Origin of the sequence: Paenibacillus silagei (assembly GCF_017874735.1) — a bacterium.
Lineage (GTDB): Bacteria > Bacillota > Bacilli > Paenibacillales > Paenibacillaceae > Paenibacillus_AQ > Paenibacillus_AQ silagei.
The window spans coordinates 87046-112814 of the sequence record NZ_JAGGLV010000024.1 but is presented as its reverse complement, the minus strand read 5'-3'; the positions used below and the strand labels follow the sequence as shown (position 1 = coordinate 112814).

Here is a 25769-nt window from a genome sequence, read left to right as displayed (position 1 = left end):
CTATTGGTGGCGTGGCTTTCGCCTTTCCAAGCAGGGGTTCCACCTGCTAAGTTACTCAACCTAGGCTCGGTCGCTCCACTTTTTGCAGGATTCCTTAAAAAATGGTACTGGCTAAGCTAAATTGTTGCATTATTTGCACAAATTCCGGCGTTTAGAGTAAGTTAGCGCAGAATTTGTTGCAATTTGTGCAGGATTTCAGCATAGACCGCTTCTATGGGGCAGCATTGTTGCACTTTTTGCAGGACTCCTTTATAAATGTTACAGCTGTGAAGCATGGGTCCCATCTCTCGGCGCAGCATTCCTAAACATCAACTAAAAAAAGGGCGTCACGCAGCCAAATATCGGCTTGCGTGACGCCCTTGCTTCAGATCCGGAACGGTTCTGATGTTTATTTGATCGTAAACAGCGACAGCTTGCTCTCCAGCTGGGTGGAAGCCCCTTGCAGCTTGTTCGACAAGGCTACCAGATGGTCACTGACATTCTGCTGCTCACTGCTGAGGGATGCAACCTCTTCAGAGGTTGCCGAGGATTGCTGCGCTACCGCACTCACATTCCCCATAGCATCGGACAGCACACCCTGTGAATGGTTCAGACTGTCGATGGCCCCTGTTACAGACTCCAGACTCATAATGAAGTCTTCCATCTGACCCTTCACGGACACGAAGATCTCACTGGTACTCTTTACGGACACCATCTGCTGCTTGAACAGCGGAGCCACTTCAGACAGGACAGCAACCGTCTCATCCATCTCAGCTACGATCTTATCTGTAATTCCGGCGACCAGAGCAATGGATTGCTTGGATTGGTCGGCAAGCTGCCGGACCTCCCCTGCGACTACCATGAAGCCACGGCCGGCTTCGCCTGCTCTCGCTGCTTCAATCGTTGCATTCAGAGACAGAATGTTCGTCTGCTGGGTAATATTCTTCATCACATCCAGCACCTTGATTACGGAATATACCGTTTCCTTGAGGTTATTGACTCTATCCACCAGAGCAGAGGTCATTTCACCTGTGCGTCCGGTCTGATCCAGCAGCTCTTCCAGCTGTACAGCACCCTGTCCGCTGGCTTCCCCGACTCCACGGGCTGCCTGATCCATCTCAGAGTTGGCTGCAATAACACTCTGCATCTGCGTAGCAATCAGGTCAGTCAGCTCATTGCCGCGCTCGGCTTCCTGGGCCAGACTTCCCGCACCACCGGCAATCTCTTCCGTGGCCGCAGCAATCTCCTTGGCGGAGATCGCCGTCTTGCGCGAGGCATCCCCCAGCTCACCCGCAGTCTCAAGGACTTCGCGGGCTGTATCTGTAGTCTGAGCTACCAGCTCCGTAATCTTACCCATCATCATATTGAAGGAGGCCGACAGCTGGCCGATCTCATCCTTCGAGACATACTGCGTGCGGACACTCAGGTTGCCTTCGGCTCCCTCCAGCATCAGGTCCTTCAAGCGTGCCAGCGGCTTGGCGATCATCTGGACCATCCAGAAGCCGACAATCATGGCAAGCAGTGCTGCCGCTCCGGCAGCAAGGAAGGTGGTAAACAGAATCGGCGTGGCAGCTTGAACCAGTTCTCCGGTAGGAACTACACCGGCAAGCTTCCAGTCTGCCTTCTGCATCGGGTTGTATACAGCAAGGATATCTTTGCCGTTCTCATCCTTCGCTTCCGTGCTTTCATTGTTCACCTTGCTGTCCTTGATGAAATTCAGTACGGTGGCTTTGCCGTCCTCTTCAGGCTGCGAGGAAGCTACTACCGTTCCATCCGGGGCAACGAGTTGAATCCGCGAGCCATCGCCAAGCTCTACGCTCTTGAAGGCTTCTTCCAGGAGGGTGCTCTTCAGCTCCAGCATGACTACATATGAGGCATTGGAGCCCAGATTCTTAAGCGTTCTGACCATGGCCAGATTCTTGCCGCCGCTGCCTTCAACGGCTGTAGGGAACCAGTAGTTCTGGGCGGATTTGGCTTCTTCCGTATAATAAGGCTCATAAGAGCTTGAATTCTTGACCACGGTCTTGTACCATTCCTGTGCTCTCACATCATCGCCTGCGAGACCGGTGCTTCCGCTGGAGACGATCCCCATCTCAGGGTCCTCCGGAATAAGTGATATGGCGACGATATTGGCATCTGTTGTAGTCTGGCTGGACAGCTTCTTGCTGATCGCATCCGTAGCCACGAACTTATCATAGCTGCTCTTCGCCGAAGACAGCTCTGTCAGATTCGCCTGCATCTGTGTATCAAAATATAACTGAAGTGCGAGACTCTCATACTGCTTCAAGGTAATGTCCAGCTTCTCTGAGGTCTGAATAATCGTCTGCCGGTTCGCTTCAGACACATTATCTTTAATTGTATTCTTCGCTTTGTTGTAAGACAGAAGTCCTAAGAACAGGACCACCACCACGATAGAAGATAAGAAGATCAGGAACAGCTTCACCCCTACGGATTTGGTCGGGTTCACCCTTTTCACCTGGCGTAGCGAGCCGTTCAATACTGTCTTGTAATTTCTCTTCTCTGCCGTGTTGCTTGTTATCTGTGAAGCTTCTGTCTTCTGGGCCTTAGCCTTTTGTGTGCTCTTTGGCTTTTTACTGTTTTTCGCCACTTTTACCCTACTCTCCTTCGTTTTATCTGTCTTTTTGTCCGGATTGGGAGCTCCCATAACCATCACCTGCCTATCGCCTAGAATGGAAGATATATGTAAGCGTTACCTGCCCTATATATCGGCACAAAGTCTCATTTTTCTTAGCATTATTTGCAAATTGCTTCAATACTCATATATTTTTGTCGAATTGCATAAGCAATTTGGCATATAATACCCCCACAAAGTGGAGCTATAGCATCGATGTTTACTCAGGTACTTTGCGGGGGCCCCAAAACACCTCCTTTTTTAGCATGCAAAAAAAAGGGATGCCCTTGTGTAAACGGGCATCCCTTAGTTTGTAAAGCCATTATTTTCGCTTGCGCATCATATCAAAATAAGCAACAGGCTGATCTACCTTCATCCGCACACGCTGAAGCGGGTGACGGGCCACATCCAGCGGATTGCCAGCCTCATCCCACAGCTCTCCAACAGTCTGCTTGAAGAAGGTGTCATCCGGGCCGAAGAATTCAACTTCCTGTCCTGGCTTGAAGTTATTGCGCTGCTGAACGAGCGCCATCCCACTCTCTGCGTCATACTCCAGCACCAGTCCCGCGAAATCATACGGAGCCGCCTTCTCTTCCGGTTCATAGATATGGTCCTCATGGTCCGGTGTGTCGTAGAAGAAGCCAGTATTCAGCGGACGGTTAGCCGCCTTCTGCAGCTCCTCCAGCCATTCGGGCTTCAGTACATACCCTTCCGGGTCGGCCATGTAAGCATCTATGGCTTTGCGGTAGGCATTCACTACGGTCGCCACATAGTGAATCGATTTCATCCGGCCCTCAATCTTGAAGCTGTCGATCCCGGCTTCAATCAGGTCGGGAATACTCTCCAGCATACACAGGTCCTTCGATCCCATAGTGAACGGGTTATCCTCGGGCTGATGCAGCGGCAGCTGGGTGATTCCAGGCTGCAAGGCCTGAGGCGCCTCAGCTTGTTCCTCTTCGGATACCCAGTTCCCTTCGGGACGGGCATCTTCGAACAGATCATACTTCCAGCGGCAGGATTGGCAGCAGCCCCCGCGGTTGGAGTCACGGTCGGTGAAGTGGTTGGATAACACACAACGTCCGGAGTACGAGGAGCACATCGCACCATGGATGAAGCTCTCGATCTCAATATCCACATGCTGCTTGATCTCGGCGATCTCCTCCAGGCTGGTCTCCCGGCCTAATACTACGCGCGGCAGACCTTCCTCCTTCCAATAGGACACTGCCTGCCAGTTGAGCGTGGACTGCTGGGTGCTTAGGTGCACCTCAAGACCCGGCACCAGACGCAGGGCAGTGTCGACAATCACCGGATCGGCTACGATAATCGCTGCAATTCCGGCCTCATATAAATTACGCAGGTATTCTTCAATCCCCGCGACATCTTCATTGTGAGCATAGATATTGGTGGCTACGAATACTTTGGCACCATATTTCTTGGCAAATTCAACGCCCTCGCGCATTTCCTCGAAGGTAAAATTATCTGCGCCTGAGCGCAGGCCGTACTTTTGTCCTCCGATATAGACTGCATCCGCGCCATAATGCACGGCGAATTTCAATTTCTCTAAGTTTCCTGCCGGAGCCAGGAGCTCCGGTCTGTCCAGACGGTAACGCTTGCCCTTGAACTGGGGCTTGGTCATGGTTCCCATTCCTGTTCTCCTTTCGTTGTCTTTGCTGTCAAAAACCCACCTAAAACTTCCTATCAGATAGCACGTAACTGCGGAAAGCGTTTGGACTTCCGGCCGCTGTTGTCTCCAGATGTTTTTTGATTACTCCGCTGAGCGGATAACATCCGGAGACAAAGGCGGACGCTACCGCTCCTACAGTTCCAAACCTTCCCTCCGTTACTTCATCTTTAAGGTAAAGCTTTAAGTTCTCTTTTAGAACAGCAAAGATTTTTTTATATTAATATACCTGCTCTTTATAGAAGAAGCCGAACGACAGTTCACGCTCAGGGTCCTGCAAGGCACGGACCTCGTCCAGCCAGGATTCCTCGAACGCATATTCAGCCGGATCAGCGGCGTAGACGTCCATGGCGTGACGGTAAGCCTTGACGACAGCCACATTATAAGCCACCGGCTTCAGCAGACCCTCGATCTTCAGGCTGTGTACGCCAGCTTTTAACAAGAAATGAAGATCCTCCAGAATGCAAATATCATCCGAGCTCATAATATGCGTACCGTTCTCGTCTTCATAGATCGGGAACTTCTCATTCGGACGCTCCGCTTCAATCAGGAACAGCCCGCGCTCCTTGCCCAGGCTTCCGCCATCGCTTGGACGACCCTGGTGGGACATATAGCTTGCAACCAGCTTGCGCTTGGAATGATAGATATTCGTCATGCCATGCACCTGGACCTGGGCTTCCACTTCCAGATGCGGGACCATCTCGGTCATCTCATCCATATTCAGCTCGCGTGCCAGAACGACCCGCGAAGCTCCCTTGCGGCCCCAATAATTGGCTGTAGCATAGTTGGTCGAGGTCATTTCCGCATTCCAGTGCAGCTTCATTCCAGGCGCTTCGGCTTTTACGGCCGCCAGTACGGCGGGATCACCGAACTCTACCCCATCCACTCCCAGCTCGCCGATCGCCTTCACATAAGCCGGAAGCTCCTCCAGCATGGTATTGGGGATCAATCCATTGATGCTTACATATACCTTACCGCCCCGGGTATGTGCCAGCTTAACTACTGCGGCCGTATCTTCAAGTGTAAAATGTCCGGCAAGACGCATACCAAAGCGGTCATCGCCGACCAAGAGGGCACTCGCTCCTGCATCCAGCAGCGCTGCCGCTTCTTCCAGAGAAGCCGCTGTCGCCAGCAGCTCCGGTGTGTTATTCATTGTGTTACCTCCTGTGCGTTGCTCATCCTTACTATTGTAGCGGGTTCTTACGGATTTTGTTTACTTTTTTGAATATTGGCTAAATGTTCCTTGTAGGTTCTGGCAAATAAATGCCCCTGTGAGCCGTCCTTCTTAGTGACATAGAAGAAATAATCAGAGACCTCCGGCGTCATAGCTGCTTCAATCGACGCCAGCCCGGGGCTGCTGATCGGTCCAGGCGGCAAGCCTGCCTGCTTATACGTATTATAAGGACTATCCACCTTCAAATCCTTCTCATACAACCGCTCTTTCTGCTTGTCCAGTAAGTACTGGACGGTAGCGTCGATCTCCAGCTTCTGCCCTTTATCCAGTCTATTATAGATAATACCGGCCACCAGCGGACGTTCCTTGTCTACTACCACCTCACGCTCCACCAGTGAAGCTACGGTCAGCAGCTCATGCAGGGAGAGCCCGCGGTTCGCCAGCTTGGCCTTCCACTCTGGAATCGTATCCAGCTTCTTCACCAGCTGCTCCAGCATCGCCCCGATGACCTCCTGCGGGGTGCTGTCCTTAGCCAGTTCATAGGTCTCCGGGAAAAGGTACCCCTCCAGCCGGTGGCGCAGCAGCGGATTGTCCGGAATCTCCAGCTTGCTTACGGCTTCCATGCCCTTACCGGAATCAATCAGCGCAAGGAAGACCTCCGGCTTCTGATTCCAAGCAGCGGCCAGCTTCTCTGCCACCTGGACCGCAGTATACCCTTCAGGAATTGTAAAAGTAACGGTAGCTTCCTTCACAACATCTCCAGCATTCAACCGGCTGATCAGCGTATCGTAGGAGTCGCCGGGGCTTACCTGATATGTGCCGGCCTTGAAGCTGGAGCCTTCCTGGACCCATTTCAGATAGCCTTTGAAGAACAGGCTGTGCTTGATAATGCCCTCTTGCTCAAGCAGGTCGGCGATTTGCGAGCTTCCCATACCCTTCTCTATCGTAACCGTTACGGCCGGCCCTGCGGGCTTGACCGGCTGCATTCCATTCCAGATGTACCATGCTCCTCCTCCTGCAGCTGCTGCCAGGACCAGAATTAAGATAAGCACAGTGCGGATCACGGCTTTCAAATGTTACGCCTCACTTTCCGACTATAAAGTATAAAATTGTATTGTCCAAAATTCAACCTATTTTTATAGCATAAGCTTTTTTCAGGCAAACGGAAAGATCCTTTCGCTCCTCATAAGCAAAAAGAGCGCGGAAAAATTCCGCCCTCTTCCGTATCTGCCATACATGAAGTTGCTACAGACGCCTACTCGCTATCCGCAGGGAAGGTGAGCTCATCGTACAGCTCGGAAATATCCTCCCACTCTTCATCGTCCATAATGCTCTCCAGTTCCGGAAGTCCGTCCGGAGAAACTACGATGCGCAGAATTTCCTGCTCCGCAGCTCTTCCCGATCCGGCCAGAACGGCATAAGCACGGTCACCCACAGCAAATTCTGCAATAATATCGTAAACGGAAGACTTGCCCTGCTCATCCTCCAGTTCTACTGTTTCTCCATATACTTCCTTGAGCTTAGAAGTCCATACCGCCTGATCAGCGGAAAACTCAGTCATTCTCTGCTCCTCCATCAAGCTCGTCAACCAAGGTATTGAAGGTCTCCTCTACGATGGCCCACTCCTCGTCGTTCTCAATCATGAAGAGCTGCAGATCGTCACCGTCTTCCTCGTAACGGAACGCGTAGACCTCATCTGTCTCCTCATCCTCGGAATCAAGCGGAACCACCATCATATACTTGGCATCCGATCCGTCCACTTCAAACTTCATGATGACCTCGAATTCCTCTTCATTACCTTCCTCATCGGGAATATAGATAATTTCCGGTTCCTCTTCTTGGCCGATCTGTTCGTTTGTCATATCCGCACACCCCTCACCTTTTACTGTTAGCATCCAAAAAATTTTGCAAAATCAGCGCTGCGGCCATTTTGTCCACCAGCCCCTTGCGTTTCTTCCGGCTGACGTCCCCGTCTATCAGCACCCGCTCAGCAGATACCGTCGTCAGACGCTCATCCCAAAGGTGTACGGGTAAATCGAGTTGCTCCCGCAGCTTATCTGCGAATTCGATGCAAATTTCACCACGGGGTCCTACGGAGCCGTTCATGTTCTTCGGCAGCCCGACAACAATCTCGCCGATTTCGTACTCCTTGACCAGTTCACGGATACGTTCGAATTCATTGCCGTTTCCGCGCCGCTCAATAGTCTCCAGAGATTGTGCTGTCCATCCGAAAATATCGCTTGTGGCGACACCGATTCTGCGGTCGCCGTAATCCAGTCCCAGCTTCTTCATCATTTGGGCTGGTCCACCCGATGATTAGCCAGATAGAAACGGACCAGTTCTTCGATCAGCTCATCACGCTCTTTCCTCCGGACCAAACTTCTCGCATTGTTGTGGCGTGGAATGTAAGCCGGATCTCCTGAAAGAAGATATCCTACGATCTGATTGATCGGATGATATTCTTTCTCCACCAGCGCGTCGTACACGGCGAGCAGTATTTCCTGGGGAGAGGCTTCCTTTTCGTCGCCCTTCACATTGAATTTGACCGTTTTGTCCATGGAGTCCATGTGGTGACACCTTCCTTCTGCAAAATCACCCTGATTCGGGCGGCTTCGCAAAGTTGCTGCTGTACAGCTCACTTGCTGCCCTCATCATAACATATTCATGCCCCAACGAGGAAATCCTGCCATGGTTAAAGCGCTTTTTTTGGCATTTTGTCTACAAAACCAGATGTTTTTTTGGGTTTTAAGCTATTGCAAGCCCTGGGTCAATAATGAATAACCCCAAAAAATATACATTGTGTGAATAAAGCAGCGGCACCGAGGAAATGCCCTCAGCACCGCTGCTTCCCAACCCTTGATAGAAATCCACAGTTTCTTACAGACAAGAATCACTGCATACTGCTTAAGCCTGTGCAGCTACCAGTTCCTCTGCCTTCTTCAGGGCTTCGCCCAGCTTGGAAGCGTCCTTGCCTCCGGCCTGCGCCATATCCGGACGTCCGCCGCCGCCGCCGCCGCAGACGGCAGCGATCTCTTTCACCAGCTTGCCGGCGTGGAAGCCCTTCTTCACCAGCTCCTGAGGCACGGCGACCACGAAGTTCACCTTGTCCTCCATTGCAGCACCGAGCACCAATATGGCCTCCGGGAGCTTGGACTTCAGTTCGTCCGCTGTCGAGCGCAAAGCATCGATATTGCCGGCTTGCACAGAGACCGCAAGAAGCTGCGTTCCTCCGCCTACTGTGACTACACTGCTGGTCAGCTCTGCTGCGAAGGTTGCGCTCAGCTTGGACTGAAGCGATTCATTCTCACGGCCCAGCTCGCGTACCTGGGCATGCAGCGCCTCGATCCGCTTCGGCACATCGGTCAGCGACGATTTCAGCAGGGCTGCCGATTGCTTCAGCAGGTCCAGCTGACTCTCCGTAAACTGATAGGCGTAACGGCCAGTCACAGCTTCAATCCGGCGCACCCCGGAACCGATGCCGCTCTCGCTGAGCAGCTTGAAGATTCCGATCTGCGCTGTATTAGACACATGGCATCCGCCGCACAGCTCCAGGCTGTAGTCGCCGACTTGAACGACACGGACAACATTGCCGTATTTCTCTCCGAAGAGGGCCATCGCTCCCATGGCTTTGGCTTCATCTATCGGCTTATTCTCAATGACTACAGGAAGGCTGCGCCAGATCTGGGCGTTCACGCGCTGCTCGATATCGCTGAGCTCCTCTGGAGTGATGGCTCCAAAATGCGAGAAGTCGAACCGCAGGCGTGAGCCTTCTACTAAAGAGCCTGCCTGATTGACATGGCTGCCGAGCACTTCCTTAAGCGCCTTGTGCAGCAAGTGAGTGGCCGTGTGGTTCTTCACGATATCCTCGCGCTCCGCCCGGTTCACTTCGGCACGGACGGTATCGCCTACCTTCAGATCGCCTGCTTCCACCGTAACCAGATGGACATGCTGGCCGTGCGGTGCTTTGAAGAGGCCGTTCACCTTAGCGGTCACCGATCCGCCGGTCAGAACGCCGGTGTCGCTGACTTGGCCGCCGCTCTCTGCATAGAACGGTGTTGACTCCAGGATGACCTGGCACTCGGCGCCTTCGCTTACTGTATCCTGAAGCGCACCGTCTACCACAATCGCCAGCACCTTGGACTCTGTTACCGTGTCATTATATCCAACAAATTCACTTTTAACCGTCAGCTCAGCCAGGGCACCGCCCTGAATCTTCATGCTGGCGCTGTCCTGACGGGCAGCTCTCGCCCGGTCACGCTGCTCCTGCATTGCGGCATCGAAGCCGGCGCGGTCTACGGTAAGCCCCTGCTCGGACGCGAAGTCCTCGGTCAGGTCAAACGGGAAGCCATACGTGTCATAGAGCTTGAATGCATCGGCACCGGCAATGGTGCTCAGGCCGTCCGCTTTGGCTTTGGCGCTGATCTCCCCGAGGATCGCCAGACCATCGGACAGCGTCTCGTGGAAGCGCTCCTCTTCCAGACGGATGATTTTGGCGATATAATCGCGGTTCTCGACCACGGAAGGATAATAGACTCCCATAATCTCTCCAACGGTCTCAGTCAGCTCATGCAGGAACGGACGGTCCAGTCCCAGCGTCTTGCCGTAGCGTACGGCGCGGCGGAGCAGACGGCGGATAATATAGCCGCGTCCTTCATTGGAAGGAAGCACGCCGTCCCCCACAGCAAATGTAACGGTACGTACATGGTCAGCAATGACTTTTAGCGCGATATCCTGGTCAACATTATCCTTGTAGGTTACACCGGCAAGCCCGGCGGTCTTCTGGATAATCGGCTGGAACAGATCGGTATCGAAGTTGGAGTCCACATCCTGGAGAATGGAAGCGAAGCGCTCCAGGCCTGCGCCGGTATCAATATTCTTGTTGGGAAGCGGCGTATAGCTGCCGTCCTTATTATGGTTGAACTGCGAGAATACGAGGTTCCAGACCTCCAGCCAGCGCTCATTCTCACCGCCCGGATACATCTCCGGATCACTCATATCACTGCCGTATGCTTCACCGCGGTCATAGAAAATCTCCGAGCACGGGCCGCACGGGCCTTCGCCGATATCCCAGAAGTTCTCGTCGCCCAGCTTGATGATGCGTTCTGCGGGCAGGCCGACCTTCTCATTCCACAGCTTGAACGCTTCTTCGTCCTCAGCATACACGGTAACGGAGATCCGGTCGCCGTCGAAGCCGATCCACTCCTTGCCGGTCAGGAATTCCCAAGCCCAGGTGATGGCCTCTTCCTTGAAATAATCGCCGATGGAGAAGTTGCCTAGCATCTCAAAGAACGTATGGTGGCGGCGCGTCTTGCCCACATTCTCAATATCATTGGTGCGGATACATTTCTGCGAGTTCGTCAGGCGGGGATTCTCCGGAATCTCCCGGCCGTCGAAGTAGGCCTTCAGCGGCGCCATACCTGCGTTAATCCACAGCAGCGAAGGGTCATTGTGTGGCACGAGCGAGGCGCTCGGCTCAATACAGTGGTTCTTGCTCTCAAAAAACTGCAGCCATTTGGAACGGATTTCACTTGCTTTCATCATGTACAGCTCCCGTCTCTTCATTAAAATGCGGCACGCTGGCCGGAAAACACATTGTTGCCGTAACCGTTACACGAAAAATCAAAAACAAAAAACGCCCCTGAATGAAATTCAGGGACGATGATTATCGCGGTACCACCCTGGTTATCGCCTTAATCCGTGAACACGGACAACTGCAGACGATCGCCTTGTGCGGCTGTTAACGGGTGCCCCCGGCGGGATTGTCCCCGCACTCCGAAATCAGCTTTCGGCCGGTCTGTCTCCCAGGTTCTCACACCCGATGCGGACCATCCGCAAAGGAACCTGTTCTCTGATGAAGCATTCTCCGGCGTACTCGTTTTCATCAACGCTTTGTCCGATTTGCTTTTTAACATTTCAAGTATAGCCAGCGGGTGGATATCTGTCAATCACAGGCCGTAATTTGCCGCAACAGGAGCAGATAATTGCTATAAAAAAGGTTATTTACAGCGCTTACACACAGGCGTATAATTTACATTATTCATAGCGTCGAGACGTAGCTCAGCTTGGTAGAGCGCTTGCTTCGGGAGTAAGAGGCCGCAGGTTCGAATCCTGTCGTCTCGACCATATCTAATTCAGATTCGCGGCTTTGGGTCCGCGCTTTTTGGTGTTTCAAATCGCCTATTTCTGTCTTCCATGTTTAAAAGCAGTAATTATATATGTAGAGCCATCCTCAGATGGCTGATAGGAAACGATATAACGATCAATACGAATATAGTAAGTATCTTTATAAGTTCTTGATGGAAACAGCTTTCCTGACCGAGTCACCTTTTCCTCAATCCGCATGAACAGCTTTAATTTATATTCTGCTGTTTCCTGTGGTGAGAAGTGTATGCTTTCGATCTTGGAAAAGCTCTGAGCCGCACTTTTAGTCCAGACTACCTGCATCAAAGTTCTCCATTTCTTATCATCTCGATCATTTGCTTAGAAGAGATCATTGAACCATGTATAATATCCTGCTTGGATTCTTGGATCATTTTTGCAATTTCAGGATCAGCATCCAGTTCAGCAATTTGCGCAGCCGAAAGAGTATCTGAGTTGTCCTGATACTGTGTTATTTCGGATACTTCATACTCCGTGTCATTAATTACAATCACAGATTTCTGACTGTCATTGATAAAAGAACGATACACTTTGCCGCTCTTATCCTTTAATTCCAGGTACATACTCATCACCACCCCTTTGTTCAATATTATATCCTGAATTCGGATTAACGGAAACCACGTCAGGATATTAATAAATACAGCTTACCTCCGCCCCGCCCACAGCCGTCTTCTGTGCTCCATCTCCTCATATACACGCTCCAGCGGCAGTTGCATGGACTGGCCCGTAATGTTCACAGGTGTGCCGGCGAGACGGAGGTTGATCGCCATCAGCCACCGCTTTAGTCCGCGTTGCCGGGACAGGTAGGCTTTGGGATCAGCAAGGAAGATGCAGATGTTCAGTTGTCCGTAGTAACGGATCAGGCGGATGTCCGAAATGTCCTCCCACATCAATCGTCCTCCGGGAATCGCCGAAGACTGGTCGTCAATGCCCTGGGCATCCACCACTAGCAGCGGGGAGCGGCGCAGCAGTAGGATAAGATAGACGATGGCCGCCAGGCCAAACAGCACAGTGCAGGTGATTCCCAGCGTCTGCAGAAGGATGGCAAGATCCGACGTAACCTCCCCGGACATTTTTAGCAGCCAGATTCCCAATATCACAAATAACAATGATCCCGCCAACAGCAAAAGGATCTTGAACCAGAATGGCTTCACCACGAGCGGCTGGTAACCTCCATCGTTATATGGCTGGTAGTCCATTTAGTCGTCCTCCTTCAGGGCCTGCCATTGAACCGCAGCAAAGATGCATTCCCTGTTTCTTTCGATTATAACTATAAATCGTACCCGATCACTCTACCATTCGCAACAATGGATCTCAGAGAAATGAAGTATAATTGCACTTGCGCACTAGCCGCGCTATTTCCGTATTCTTGGCAGGAATGCCGCCGGTATTAACGCCAGAGCCGAGAAGGCAATCGTCCACATAAACGTATGATCGAAGGCAACGGCCATTGCTGCCGGGTCAGGAGTCAGGACGGAATTCAGCTTATTTTGTAAAATAATTGCGATAACCGATACGCCGAAGGCACCGCCAATCTGCTGCATAATACGGGTGGTGCTGCTGGCGTGCGGGATCTGCTTCGAGGACAGACCGATATAGGCAGAAGCCATAACCGGCAGAAAAACAGCCCCTAATCCAGCACCTCTCACGATAAGAACCGCACTCAGAAAATAGTAACTCGTATCTGCGCCAAGCTGCGTCAGCGGCCAAGTGCCAAGGATGGTAAGGACCGTTCCTACAAGCACCACGGGTCTCGATCCGATCTGATCTGTCAGTTTGCCGGCCAGTGATCTGGTCAGCAGCATCCCGATGCCTTGGGGAACGAGCAGCAGGCCGGACATAAGCACAGATTCACCCCGGACTTGCTGGAGATAGAGCGGCAGCAGCAGCATTGCCCCATAGGTGGTCAAGCCGGATAGAAACAGCAGCGATGAGGACACGATTAAAGAGCGTACCCGGAACAGCGTGACATCAATCAACGCTTCGTCTCCCTTGCGGAAGGCATGGATCACGAATACTGTCAAAAGCGCCACACCTGCTATAACGGGAGCAAGGACTGCTGCATGACCGAAGCCGTGGCGGGAGCTCACTTCCCCAAGGCCATACAGGATAAGCACGATAGCCGGAGACAGCAATAACAGTCCAGGCACATCCAGCCGCAGCGTCCGGGCAGTATGCTCTTCCTTAGGGAGCCCTTTCCAAGCAACAATTATGGCAGCCACGCAGAGCGGAATATTGACAAAAAAGATCCATCTCCAGCTCAGATGATTGACGATTAGTCCTCCCAGCACCGGTCCAAGAATTGGCCCAAGCAGCGCCGGCATAGCTATGGTTGCCATTCTTTTGCCCATATCCTGGCCTCCATAGGCACGTACAGCCAAGGTCTGCATGATCGGCATCAGCAAGCCCCCGCCGATCCCCTGAAGGGTACGGAAAATAATCAGGCTCTCCACGTTCCACGCCATGCTGCACAGCACAGAGCCAAGCAAAAACAGACCCAGCGAAAATAGCCACATCTTCCTTCCCCCAAACCGTTCCACAGCCCAGCCGGTTAGCGGAATAACCATCGCAAATGACAGCAGATATCCGGTCATCACCCACTGAACAGTGGACACCGAGGTGTTAAATTCCCGGACCAGCGTATCAATCGCCACATTGGTTATCGTCGTATCGAATATCGGGGCCAGAATACCAAGCATAAGAATCCACATCAGACTCTTGGTAGCTGCCTGCTGTTCAGCTGGTTCAAGTGCTGGTTTAGCTTGCTTTTGCAAGTTGATCATCTCCCTTTGGTCGCCAAATAAGATACTTGAAGTTTCTTATTTGAGCTTATGATATACTATCCTCATAAGAAACGCAACGAAATTCTCCAAAGGTGGTTGAGACCGGTATGTCCACTTCTCAAGAACAGGATCAATTGAAGAACAGACGCAGAGGCAAGGAGCTCGAAGCCGCTATACTCCAGGCCGTACGGGAAGAGTTGACAGAGCGGGGGTATTCCAATCTTACGATGGACAGTGTGGCCGAGCGGGCGGGAACCAGCAAAGCCGTACTCTACCGCCGGTGGGCGAACCGCGCTGAGCTTGTTCTTGGTGCCATCCGGGAACGAGTGCCCCTGCCGCTGGAGGAAGTGCCTGATAACGGGAATCTGAGGGACGATGTATGCGGAGTGCTGCGGGCCATGAACCAGAATAATATTCAAGTCATGTTGAATGCTTTCTACGGGCTCGTAGCAGAAATGGGCGATATGCCGCTTGCCTCTTTTATTTTCCCCCATGGGCGTCAAAACAGGACCATGTCGATTTTGCTAGAGCGGGCTGTTGAGCGGGGAGAAGTATCTGCCGAAGCCGTGACCCCCCGAATGCTCACTTTACCGTCCGATCTGGCCCGCCATGAGCTGATGCTGTACAACGCCCCCATGTCAGAGGAGACGATCGCCAATATTGTGGACGAGGTGTACCTTCCGCTGGTGTTGAAACGGTAATTCTTCATTCCCGTCCATCAGCTTTACGGCCTAAGTCATTCGCCCTTAATTTCTTTGCTGTGGGGCTAATGTTGCATATATTGCAACTCGGCATCTAGGATAGGGGCATTCCCGGGATATTGTTGCAGGAATTGCAGGATTATCTTCGCTAAGCCGCTTCAAGACAGGATATTCCTGCATTTTGTACAACAATACGAGTAATAGTTGATGTAATGTGAGTGAATGTTGTAGTTTAAGCAGGATTTTTGAATCGGAATTATAAGTTGGAGTTGGAGGAGCAGCACGATAATCCGGCTGCAACCACAAACAGCCAGCCACCGGCAATCCTCCCGGCGGCTGGCTGTTTCTCTATCTTATTAGAAGTAACTTTACAGCTTCCAGATCCGGTACAGAATCACCGCTGCTTCCGCACGGGAGAGGGTGTCCCCCGGAGCAAGCTTATTGTTCTTACCGTTTACTACGCCGTATTTCAGCAAGGCTGACACGCTGTCCTTGGCATAGGCGGAGATTTGACCGGCATCGGTGTAAGATGCTATTGATCCGCTGCCTTCAGCCATGATTCCGGCCGCCTTCAGGGCACGCGCTGCAATCACCATCATCTCCTGACGGGTGATGACGACCGCTGGCTTGAAGGTATTGCCCGCATAGCCTGTGACGATACCGAGCTGCTTCGCGGCCGCAAGCTCCTTGCTGTATGCCGCATTACTCTGGACATCGCTGAAGCCTGCAACTGCTTCAGCAGCAGCCTTAAGCTCCAGCACCTTCACCAGCGAGGCTGTGAAGTCTGCTCTGTTCATAGGAGCGGCAGGCATGAAGCTGTTGCCGTCCGGAAGGATATCGCGCGCAGCCATGGCAGCAGCTGCCTGCTTCGCCCATGACAGGCTGCCGAGATCTGTAAAGGCCGGCGGAGCGAAGGCTGCGGCAAATACGCCGAACTCTGTAGTACGGAACACCAGTGCTTCCTTCACTGCATCATAACGGCTGTTCACGACAGCAGACCATGCGCCGTTGCCGGTGAGTGAACGGACCAGAAGAGACTCCAGGCTGTCAAGCTCTGCTGCTGACGCTTTGTAAGGAATAGAGACGGTCATCTCGCTGCTGCCAGACAAGGCTACCTTCTGCCCGCCTGCAAGCAGACTCAGTTCCGCCACCGGACGGCTGCCGGTCTGCTGGAGAGCAGTGGCATCCAGGCCTTCGGCTGTGGAATGCTTGACCCGGATGCTAACATATTCAGTGGTTGCTGTAATCCCTGCGAGCTGCTCACTTGGAATGGACAGCGTAGCAAAGCCGTTCTGGAGGACAAGCAGGAACTTCTCCTGCGTCTTCAGGCCTTGAAGCGGCAACTGAGCTTCATAGGAAGCCACACCTGTCTGGTTCGCCAGATCGATGATGATCTGCTTCCGCCCGTCTGCTGCCGGGGCCGCCTGCTTCAAGGCTTGCTGCCACAGCTCTGCCGTAACTACGGCCTTCGCCTCTGTGCCTTCGGTCTTCACTACAGGTCTGAGCGTCACTACGCCATCCTTGCTGTCCATCTGGGCAGGCTTAGGCGCAGGTGTGCTGGTGCTATAGCTGGTACCGCCGGATACTGGTGCCGGTGTCGCTGTTGGTTCCGGCATTGCTTCCGGTTGCGGTGTCGGTGTTGGCGTCGGCTTCGTCGGCGGTTCAGCGCCGTCTTTGGCCTTAAGTGTCAGCACGCCGAAGACGGAGGTGTCCTGATAGCCGTTGCCGGTGGTATCATTCCAGGCGGCCACACTTTGCCGGACACCGCTCTTGGCATCGTTGATCTGAGTGTCGAAGCCGACCTTGGTGCCGCCGGCTGGCATGATTGTTTTGAACGGAATCTTCATTTCAAGCGTATAGTTAGTTCCGGTTACCTTGGTTACCGACTCGAAGCCTGCACTAATGGCTGCCGGACTGAAGGAGGCTTCATTGTCGTAATTGACCCGGTATTGTCCGTCATCGCTCTCATAGAAGGTCGTGCGGCCGAAATTCTCATCCAGGAAAATCTCGACAGAGTCCTGCTCCCATGGATTCACATTGCTCTTGTCCAATTGAGCGTCATTCACTTGGACCAGCACATACAGATTCTGGTCATCCCACAGGGTACGTGTGGTTCCGCTTGCGCCCTGCCAGGCCATCTGATAACGGTTCACAGCCATCTCAGGCGCAGAGGCCCAGATTCCATCCGCTGTTCCGTCAATAACCGGCGTGCCGTAGACTGCCTCTGACACGTTGGCTTCCGCCGTATTCGGCTCATGCTCAGCCATGAATTTGGCCGGATCAATGACCGCGTAGTAAGCCGGCTTCGCCTGCAGATCCCTGTCGAACAGCAGCGGGCTTGACTCCGCTCTCCAGCTTGTGCGGTCATCCATGCCCCAGAAGGTTACCCGCGCAATATGGTCGGCATGGGCCTTGTAGAGATCCATCAGCCTCGCATACAGATAGCCTTGAGCAATCCGTTCCTTCTCTGTCTGCGTATTCTGGCTGCCGGCCTGAATATCCAGTTCGGTAATGCTGACCTCTACGCCAAGGGAGATGAACCTCTCCAGCGACAGCTTGACGTTATCCGGATTCGTATTGATATTGTAGTGCGCCTGCATCCCCACACCATCAATCAGCAGCTTGCCGGGATGGGTCAGCGCGTACTTGTCATTCAGTTCCTTGACCATACTGTAGATGGCCTGGGCCTTGTTCTGGTTATCGTCGTTGTAATCATTGTAATACAGCTTGATATCCCATTCCGGATGCTGGTCCAGAACCTCTCTGGCCGCCAGGAACGCCTGCTCCAGATAGTCCGGACCGATAGCATCATACCACGGAGCCTTACGGAGCGCCGCTTGCCAGTTATTCGGATTGGACGGGTTATCGTTCATTGCCTCGTTGACTACATCCCAGGAGATCACCCGGTCTCCGAAATGCTCCATAACTCCCTTGATGTGCGCTCTAAGGTTAGCGAGTGCTTCGTCACGCCCCAGCGGAGTCTGGTCCGCTGCTGTGTTCATCCATGCAGGTGACTGCTGATGCCAGACCAGCACATGCCCGTGCATCTTCATGCCTTCGGCAAGCACCTTATTTACCATCGCATCCGCCGCTGTAAAAGTGAAATTGCCCTTGGTCGGCTGCAGCGCATCCGGCTTCATGGCATTGCCTGCGGTAGCGGCATTGTGATGCATTTTCAGCAGGTCCAGCCGTACGCCTTCCAGATCCTCGGCGGATAGCGCGTTGCCGATCAGGAAGTCATTTTGATAGGCTGTTTTTAGCGGAATCAGATCTCTCTGAATATCCACCGGAGCGGTACCAGTATGCTCGAAATTAATATCATCGATATAAAAGGAAGCGGTTGCATTGTTGGAACTCTCAATGTACAGGGTCAGATGTTCGCCGCCCACGCTGTTATAACGGTAGCTGCCCTCATATTTCACCCAGCCGTCAGCCGTACTGATCGTCTTAGGGGACAGCGCCACATAACTCGCTCCTGTATCATTGCCCACCTGCGTGGACAGCTGGAGCTGTGCGCTCGCCGGTTCGATCAGCTTCACCCAGGCAGACAGGGTATATTCGCTGCCCTTGTCCACGTACTTCTCCACACGCAGGGAAGGGCCGTGCCAGGTATTGCTTCTGCCCTCGACCTTCAGGGAATATGAACCGCCCTCAGTATGATTCGCTTCATTCGTTACGGTCAGCGTCTCAGTTCCGGCTCTGCCGGTGAAGCCGCCCTCTTGCTGATCTTCAAAAGTAACCTTGCTGAACGGCAAAGCCGGTTCACGCACAGGCTCTTCCCCGCCGCCCGGAGCGGACTCTGTCGTTATCAGAAGATCGCCAAGATAGAAGGGTACTGTGGCTCCCTTATCGTCTGACTGGATGCGCAGCTTCTGCTCCGCGTCCACCGTAAAGGTCTTGGTCAAAGTCACGGCTTGACCCGCATGATATTCGCCACCGGCGTAATTGCCATAACCGTCCAGTGTCAGCATCACTGCCTGTGCGTCCTTCGGCACAGTTACGCTGCCATCCACATAGACCACCGCTGTTACGGTATAGGTGCTGCCCTTCTTCATGCCCATATCCGAGAGGTTGAAATCAGCCGCATCCCAGCTATCCTTCCGGTTGCTTACGTGCAGCGCTGCCCCATCGCTATTTCCGTCAAAAACAACGCCCTTAACCGCCTCCAGCTTGGCGCCTCCCGACTGAACTGCCTTACCTGCGCCATTCGCAAACGTTTCGTGATATACCGTGGTCTGTGCCTCGGCTGCCTGAGCAGCCGGAAGATATCCGCCTGCCGGAAGAAGCAGAAGGGCTGCCAGCAGCACCAGAGAGACTTGCTTGATTATTCTCTTCATGCGTTGCACTCCTCTGTATGAATTTGGGTTTCAATGAGTTAAGCGCTTACAGCTAATGTGGAAGCCTCCCCCTTCACCACCCAAATCGTAGCATACGGACCAAAGTGCGTCTTACCTGAAACTAAAGGTTGTACCGTGCTTTTTATTGATGATTCCGAGTGATTGCATAGCAAAGAAGACCCCTGAATAAGGAGTCTTCTAACCGGCAGTATCTATATCAGCTTGTGCGCATACCACTTCTTGCCCCGGAAGCGCCAGAGGAATACCGCTCCGCGCACTGCCCATTCGCAGTTCATCGCCAGCCAAACCCCCAGCACCCCGTAGCCCAGCACAATCCCGAGAATATAGCCAAACACCACCCGGAACAGCCACATGGTCAGCATTGAAGCAATTGAAGTGAAGCGGGAATCTCCCGCTGCCCGCAGCGCGGACGGCAGAATGAAGCTGAAGGCCCAGAGCGGAATCTGGGCAATCGCATTGACCAGCAGCACCACGAATAGATCATCGATAATCTCCGCAGGCGGGGAAAAAATAGAGACCAGCGGGTGGAACAGCGGCATCAGGATCAAGGCCACCAGGGCGTAAGAGGCGGAACCGATCCACAGGAAGGACTTGATGAACTTCCGGGCATCCGCTACATCCCCCCGTCCGATACACTGGCCGACCACGGTTACAATCGTCAGCGACAGTGCACTGGCCGGAATCTGAAAGACCATCGCCAGCGATCCGGCAATCGCATTGGTGGCGATGGCATACGTGCCCAGACTGACAATGAAGATCTGCGTCAGCAGCTTGCCGCCGTTGAAGAACATCTGCTCTGCGGCGAACGGTACGCCGATGAACATGATTTTGCGCAGCATCGTAAGCGGAACATGGAACAGGTCGCGGACCTGTACACGCAGCACCGAATCGAACTTGAACAGATAGATCAAGGCACAGGCCATCCCCACATAACGAGCAATATTGACCGCAAGTGTCATGCCCAGCACACCCATGTCCAGCAGGTTAATGAAGACAACGTTGAGGATAACATACAACACGTTCATAATTAGCGACAGCATCAGCGAAGCCCGCGTCCGGCCCACGCCCCGCAGCGCACCGCATACAGCCTGAACCACGGCAATCCCCAGATACGAAATGCTGCTGCCGATCATATAGACCCGGGCATTATCCAGCACATCGGCGGAGGCCGTCCCGAACAGCAAATTCAGAATTGGCGTATGGAAGGACATCAGCAGCAGACCGATTCCCACCGCAAGCATCGAGACCGAGGTAACCGATCCGGCCGTGGCCTGGGAGACCATGCGGTCATTCCCGCTTCCTTTATACTGCGCAACCACCACCGTCCCCCCGGTCGCAATCGCCACAAATACATTGATCAGAAAAATATTCAGGGAATCCACCATATTCACCGCACTGACTGCCGCCATACCCGACGAGCTGATCATCGCAGTGTTGACCAGATTCAGCCCGATAATGAAGGCCTGGTCAATGAGAATAGGCAGAAACAAGGCGATAATTTGCCGGTAATCCATGCTGTCTCCGGACAGATATTTTTCCAGCCATTTCTTGGCCGGTTGAGGAGCTTGAAGCTGCATACATTGATCACATTCTTTTCTGTAGAATAATTGCAGGCGTACTATACATTCCTTCCAGTTTACTACAGATCCCGCTTCAAGTCTGTGATAAGAGTGGAATTCGTTCAGATTACCAGATAACATTCCCTGCTCCCTAAGTAAAATCCTGGGTCCGGCCGAAATATAGAATGAGAGTATTTACATTCGGAAGGAGGAGCCTATTATGAACAATGAGATCGTTAAAAGTCTGATCCAGCAGGTGACGGAAGAAGTGTTATCCGAGAATCAAGCTGCCTTGGAGCAGAGCGGAAACAGCCAGGCCAGCATTCAACTTGCTGTGCAATTGTCCGCCGTTACCACCCTTAAGATCCTTGAAAAGCTGGAGCTGATCGATAAAGATTAACCCCACAGCCTGCCTATGCTACATACCCGTAAGGCACTCCGCCAAGTGGAAACGGCTTTGCCGTCCTTTTAAAGGACGGTACCGTTTCAGCGAGAAATAGAAGGATAAGTTATCGTGTGAAACATATAAGTTCTTATATTTGCAAAAACCCGCAGGAAGCGAATTTTCGCCTGCGGGGTTTTTGCGTGGCTGTGGGGGATTCAGGGGCATTTGTGCTCTTCATTTACGCTCCATGCCCGTTTTCGGCAAATTCAGGGGCACTTGTGCTCTTCATTTACGTTCCATGCCCGTTTTCGGCGAATTCAGGGGCACTTCTGCTCTTCATTTACGTTCTCCGCCCGCTTTCGGCGAATTCAGGGGCACTTCTGCTCTTCATTCTGACGGCTCAGAGGGATTTATTCCTCTCATTTTCGCTGTATTCTGTATACGCGCGATTCCCGGGTTCTGCGGCTGTACGGCTACATGAAGAAGAGGCTATCGAACTCAAGCAGATTGAAGATAACTCTGCATGAGTAGCAATAGCCTCTGATTGATAAATTACTTTTTTTAGCAGCCTCTATTACTCTACAACTCTTACATGCGCTGCGCCTTCAGCTCCCGCCTAAGCTCAAGCGCTTCAATACCGGCCAGCAGCACAATGCCGATTCCGTGAGTATCGTTGAGCTGCCAGGTCAGCTGTTCTTTGTAATATAGTTTGTTGAAGGAATACCCCGAGCCCCGGCAGACGCCATAGACATTCCCCTGATAGTCGATACAGTATTCGGCCAGCGCCGTCCAGCCGCGTAACGCTGCATCGGTATATGGATTCGGCTCTGTCAGCCAAGCTCTGCGCACGCCGCGCGCAAAAGCATACACGAACATCGAGGAACAGGATGCCTCCGCATAAGATTCGGGATCGGTCAGAACCTGATGCCATAATCCTGCGGCGTCCTGCAGCCGTAAATATCCTTCGCACAGCGTCCGGTAAAAGTCCAGCAGTTCTTCCCGCTGCGGATGCTGCTCCGGCAGTACCTCCAGCAGCTCAGTCAGCGAGAACAGCACCCAGCCATTGCCTCTTCCCCAGGCTACCCCGTTCGGCTTGCTGAATTTGTAATCATACACATGATGCATAATGCCAAGCTCCGGCTGGAACAGCCGATTACGGTAATGGAGAAACTGTGACACTGCATCATCCAGATAAGCGGGATCGCCCGTCAACAGATAATACCGGCTCAGGAACGGAGTGCTCATATACAGATCATCGCACCACATCGTTCTCTGCATGAAGTCGGTGGTGCCCCGTGTACGGTAGAGCGCCCCCTGCTCATCGCGGGACTGCGTCTCATGAATGTACCGGGCGATATACGCCGCTGTTTCAGGCGCTCCTTGCAATGACTGTCCGGCATGGGCGGCCAGCATCGTCGCACCGAAGGAGCCGCAGTCATCCAGTGAGTCCATAAGCGCCAGCTGCTGATTGATCCCCGGAGCACCATAGCGGCTGCGGTCCCAGAGCGAATAAGCATGAAGCCGGGTACACTGCTCAATATGTCCTCTGGTATATGCGGAATAATGAGGATCGTCCAGAGCCTGACCGGTACGCAGCAGACCATAGAGGGTCACCCCCAGCGGATAATTCCAGCGTCCGTACAGCGCACTCTCCAGATAGGGCCTGACTGCGCCACCAGGACGGTCCACCCGCCAAAAGCATTCCTCCGCCCCTTCACCGAAGGGAGCAGCCATAGAAGCCGCTTCCGCAGGCTGCGGTGCCGCCGATTGCAGAAACGGACCCAGGTACAGCCATGGCCCGGTCTGCCCTTCCACCGGGCAAGGACTCACCAGCTTCACTGTGCCGTGGACTCCACTGGCGCCAGCTCCCTTATTCAAGGTTCCCTGCGGAGAGCAGCAGGGTGAAGCTTCCGCAAAAGCCGCGCTACACTCCGCTTCCACCTGTACTTCTGATGTGTTCCCAGCCGCAGCCGCTTCCAGGCGGAAGCCCCACCCGGGGCCGCCGCACACGGCCTCGACCAGCAGGTCGTGGCTGCCGAAGCTCAGCGGCAGCACACACTCAAGGCCGGCACTCGCTTCGGGCTGGATGGCGGCAAGCCTGCCATCCACGCAGACTTTGAGTGCCGCTACATCCCGGCTGCGGAGGACCAGCCGGACGTTCATTCCGCCCGGCGCACTCACCGCCAGCCGGCTCCAGGCCAGCGCCTTCGCGCCGGGAACCTCGCCGAGCACGCGCGCGAGGTTCCCGCCCTGTGCCTTGGTATCCGGCCATCCGGCCGCCGGATACCAGGCACAGCGGGCCGCCAGCGCAGCTTCGGCGGCCTCCGCGGCTTCGCCGCAGCGGACGCGCTGCGAAGGCTCCGCGCGTTGCGCCGCAGCCTCTCCCTCAGGAACGCCGCCGCCCTCCGGCTGCAGCGTCCATCTGCTCTGCTGCGGCGCGCTGTAGATCCAGCCCTCACAGCCGCTGCGCTCCGCAGTCGGGGCCAGAAAATGCAGCGGCGCGCCCTTCACGCTCCCGGTGCCAAAAATCCCGCCGCAGCCGGTACCAACTGCGGTACACTCCAGCAGGAAGTGATTCCACCCTGCCTTGAGACCGGTACGGAAGAACACCTTGCGGTCCGGGAACACATCATCGTTCAGATTGGACACGAACACGGCAATGCCGCCAACATAGACTGTCACCGGACCGAAGCAACTGAGAGCGAGCGGAATATCGCTGTCCGTATCGCTCCACAGCTTCCCCCAGGCATAGACAAATTCCCCGTCCTCCAGCTCAGGCAGCCGCTCCTTCAGGTTCATTTCATACCGGCAATCCGCCAGCCGCGGGAAGCTGTTCTCCAGATGCACACGATAGACCGGAGGCTGCGGCGGATTCGCACCAATATAGCGGTTCGCTATGATGGCAAGCATCGCTTCCGTATGCTCTCCGGCTGTGCGGACGATGGAATGACGCGGATGAAAGTAGGCTGGAACATTGGCCTGCTCGGCATCACCCTTCACGTCATGCCCGTCCTCTGCACTCACCGCTGCATTCTCGTCCCTCCCCCCCATCACAACGCCACCTCACCGCCGGGGTACAGGGTGGAGCTGTACAGGCGTTTGGGCTGGGGCAGCTGTTGCCCGGGGTGCGCCGCTTGCAGCGGGAGCGCTTCACCGGCATAGACGGCGGCCAGTTCATCTGTATAAATAATGACCTGCTCGGTTCCGCTGCCAAGAAGATCCCCATGCACGGCGTAACCCTGCTCGGCGAACTCGGCAACGATATTCATATAGCCGTCATAGAGTGCGGGAAGCACTGCTTCGCCCCGGCGGTACGCCAGAATATAGTCCGGTGCATCCGGCCAGAACCGGCTGACGGCTTCGACAATGGTCAGCCAGCCGTCGGTGGTGCGCTCTTCCTTCCACAGCTCCCGGCCGGATTGGTCCAGCAGGAACATGGCATCCTTGCCCCGCAGACCCTTGCCGTCATCCTCGCGGACCAGACGGTCAAGGCCCGCAATCTGCAGGCCGGGCAGTTCCGGGCGGAACCGCCCGAGCGCCAGATGCTGCGACTCGACAGAGCCTTCGTACCGCCACAGCTCGCGCCCGTCACGGTTGTACATCACCGTCACACTGCCGCCGATGACCAGCTCCGGTAACCCGTCTCCGTTCACATCGCCGACCCACAGGCAATCCGCGTGATCGTCCAGATCCTTGCAGCTCCATAGCCGCTTGCCCTCCGCACTCAGCAGATCATATCCGGCCATCACCTCATCGCGTCCGTCACCGTCCAGATCGTACACCCAGGGATAGTGCCCCACATTGCCCTGATGGGTCCAGAGCAGCCGGAAGTCCCGATCCAGCGCCCACAGCTGATGGTAGCGGTCTTTGAGAATGATGTCGGAAGGAGAGTCGCCGCCTGACAGGTTGGCAATAATGATACAGTCATGAGCCTCCTTCGCCGGCAGCGGATGTACCGCTTTGACCTTACCTGTCGCCCCCTCCAGAATATGTAGCTGATCCTTCATCACACACAGCACCTCCAGAGCCCCGTCACCATCGATATCGGCAATCTGCGCCGGATAATCGGAGCCTTGGCTGCCCGCGCCCGGGTCTGGTGTTCCCGTCTGCCACAGCAGACGTCCATCCAGATTATAAGCCGTCAGGCACTGCACCTGATGCGGAATATAACGGACATCCTGGCGGTTATCCGGCTGCACCAGCAGCAGTTCAGCCCGTCCGTCCCCGTCCAGATCGCCGAGCAGCATTTTGCATCTTGGACCGGCAGCGGAGATATCCAGCCCGGCCAGCCGGTGTAGCTTTTGACTATGATCCGTATGATTCACAATACTTCCTCCTTCACTCTATCCCTGTTCTGT

The 25769-nt window shown here is 54.0% G+C and carries 19 protein-coding genes and 1 tRNA gene; 3 read left to right on the top strand and 17 right to left on the bottom strand.

The genetic code is table 11. From position 1 onward, the window contains the following. Window positions 1-388: 388 nt before the first annotated feature. The 9 genes from J2Z70_RS26790 to alaS form a co-directional block, all read right to left on the bottom strand. Window positions 389-2587, bottom strand: coding sequence for a methyl-accepting chemotaxis protein (locus J2Z70_RS26790; protein WP_342593064.1), 2199 nt, complete (start codon window positions 2585-2587; stop codon window positions 389-391). 346 nt (window positions 2588-2933) lie between these two features. Further along, window positions 2934-4256, bottom strand: coding sequence for a peptidase U32 family protein (locus J2Z70_RS26785; protein ID WP_036722597.1), 1323 nt, complete (start codon window positions 4254-4256; stop codon window positions 2934-2936). Window positions 4257-4512: 256 nt separating this feature from the next. After that, window positions 4513-5445: a peptidase U32 family protein gene (locus J2Z70_RS26780; RefSeq protein WP_209878211.1), complete on the bottom strand. Its 933-nt coding sequence runs from the start codon at window positions 5443-5445 to the stop codon at window positions 4513-4515. Window positions 5446-5492: 47 nt separating this feature from the next. Then, window positions 5493-6539, bottom strand: coding sequence for an endolytic transglycosylase MltG (gene mltG, locus J2Z70_RS26775; RefSeq protein ID WP_200869505.1), 1047 nt, complete (start codon window positions 6537-6539; stop codon window positions 5493-5495). Between the two features lie 182 nt (window positions 6540-6721). Continuing rightward, a complete protein-coding gene (locus J2Z70_RS26770; protein ID WP_036722601.1) occupies window positions 6722-7027 on the bottom strand; it encodes a DUF1292 domain-containing protein in 306 nt (101 codons plus the stop codon). Then, window positions 7020-7328 (bottom strand): DUF1292 domain-containing protein, encoded by a 309-nt coding sequence (locus J2Z70_RS26765; protein WP_036696606.1) that lies wholly within the window; start codon window positions 7326-7328, stop codon window positions 7020-7022. Before J2Z70_RS26765 ends, J2Z70_RS26770 begins: the two co-directional genes overlap by 8 nt. A gap of 13 nt (window positions 7329-7341) precedes the next feature. Then, window positions 7342-7758 carry a Holliday junction resolvase RuvX gene (gene ruvX / locus J2Z70_RS26760; protein WP_200869510.1) on the bottom strand — a complete coding sequence of 139 codons (417 nt, stop codon included), beginning with the start codon at window positions 7756-7758 and terminating at the stop codon, window positions 7342-7344. Next, on the bottom strand, window positions 7758-8033 hold the full coding sequence (locus J2Z70_RS26755; protein WP_036696603.1) for an IreB family regulatory phosphoprotein: 276 nt from the start codon (window positions 8031-8033) through the stop codon (window positions 7758-7760). The genes ruvX and J2Z70_RS26755 overlap by 1 nt, the downstream gene beginning before the upstream one ends. A gap of 337 nt (window positions 8034-8370) precedes the next feature. Further along, window positions 8371-11004, bottom strand: a complete 2634-nt coding sequence (gene alaS / locus J2Z70_RS26750) for an alanine--tRNA ligase (RefSeq protein WP_209878209.1) — start codon at window positions 11002-11004, stop codon at window positions 8371-8373. A gap of 508 nt (window positions 11005-11512) precedes the next feature. On the opposite strand from alaS, the gene J2Z70_RS26745 reads away from it, so the two are divergent. Then, window positions 11513-11589: transfer RNA gene (locus J2Z70_RS26745), tRNA-Pro, on the top strand. Between the two features lie 54 nt (window positions 11590-11643). Here J2Z70_RS26745 and J2Z70_RS26740 read toward each other — a convergent pair. The 4 genes from J2Z70_RS26740 to J2Z70_RS26725 form a co-directional block, all read right to left on the bottom strand. Continuing rightward, window positions 11644-11910: a type II toxin-antitoxin system RelE/ParE family toxin gene (locus tag J2Z70_RS26740; protein ID WP_209878207.1), complete on the bottom strand. Its 267-nt coding sequence runs from the start codon at window positions 11908-11910 to the stop codon at window positions 11644-11646. Next, entirely contained in the window at window positions 11910-12188 is a 279-nt protein-coding gene (locus J2Z70_RS26735; RefSeq protein WP_209878205.1) for a hypothetical protein, read from the bottom strand. Before J2Z70_RS26735 ends, J2Z70_RS26740 begins: the two co-directional genes overlap by 1 nt. Before the next feature lie 81 nt (window positions 12189-12269). Continuing rightward, complete coding sequence (locus J2Z70_RS26730) at window positions 12270-12824, bottom strand: STM3941 family protein (protein ID WP_209878203.1); 555 nt, start codon at window positions 12822-12824, stop codon at window positions 12270-12272. Between the two features lie 156 nt (window positions 12825-12980). Beyond that, window positions 12981-14399 carry an MDR family MFS transporter gene (locus J2Z70_RS26725; RefSeq protein WP_245368533.1) on the bottom strand — a complete coding sequence of 473 codons (1419 nt, stop codon included), beginning with the start codon at window positions 14397-14399 and terminating at the stop codon, window positions 12981-12983. A 116-nt stretch (window positions 14400-14515) separates the two neighbouring features. Here J2Z70_RS26725 and J2Z70_RS26720 point away from each other — a divergent pair, with 116 nt between their 5' ends. Beyond that, complete coding sequence (locus tag J2Z70_RS26720) at window positions 14516-15109, top strand: TetR/AcrR family transcriptional regulator (protein WP_209878199.1); 594 nt, start codon at window positions 14516-14518, stop codon at window positions 15107-15109. Window positions 15110-15477: 368 nt separating this feature from the next. Here J2Z70_RS26720 and J2Z70_RS26715 read toward each other — a convergent pair whose 3' ends face one another. Continuing rightward, entirely contained in the window at window positions 15478-19446 is a 3969-nt protein-coding gene (locus J2Z70_RS26715; protein ID WP_209878197.1) for an endo-1,4-beta-xylanase, read from the bottom strand. A gap of 212 nt (window positions 19447-19658) precedes the next feature. Further along, window positions 19659-21044, bottom strand: a complete 1386-nt coding sequence (locus J2Z70_RS26710; RefSeq protein WP_209878195.1) for an MATE family efflux transporter — start codon at window positions 21042-21044, stop codon at window positions 19659-19661. A 202-nt stretch (window positions 21045-21246) separates the two neighbouring features. On the opposite strand from J2Z70_RS26710, the gene J2Z70_RS26705 reads away from it, so the two are divergent. Then, window positions 21247-21426, top strand: coding sequence for a hypothetical protein (locus tag J2Z70_RS26705; RefSeq protein WP_036722620.1), 180 nt, complete (start codon window positions 21247-21249; stop codon window positions 21424-21426). Window positions 21427-21999: 573 nt separating this feature from the next. Here the strand turns inward: J2Z70_RS26705 and J2Z70_RS26700 are convergent. Both J2Z70_RS26700 and J2Z70_RS26695 read right to left on the bottom strand, forming a co-directional pair. Further along, the gene (locus tag J2Z70_RS26700) at window positions 22000-24462 is read right to left on the bottom strand and encodes a glycoside hydrolase family 88/105 protein (RefSeq protein WP_245368532.1); all 2463 of its coding nucleotides are present in this window, start codon (window positions 24460-24462) and stop codon (window positions 22000-22002) included. Beyond that, the gene (locus J2Z70_RS26695) at window positions 24462-25658 is read right to left on the bottom strand and encodes an FG-GAP-like repeat-containing protein (RefSeq protein WP_245368539.1); all 1197 of its coding nucleotides are present in this window, start codon (window positions 25656-25658) and stop codon (window positions 24462-24464) included. Before J2Z70_RS26695 ends, J2Z70_RS26700 begins: the two co-directional genes overlap by 1 nt. Window positions 25659-25769: the final 111 nt, after the last annotated feature.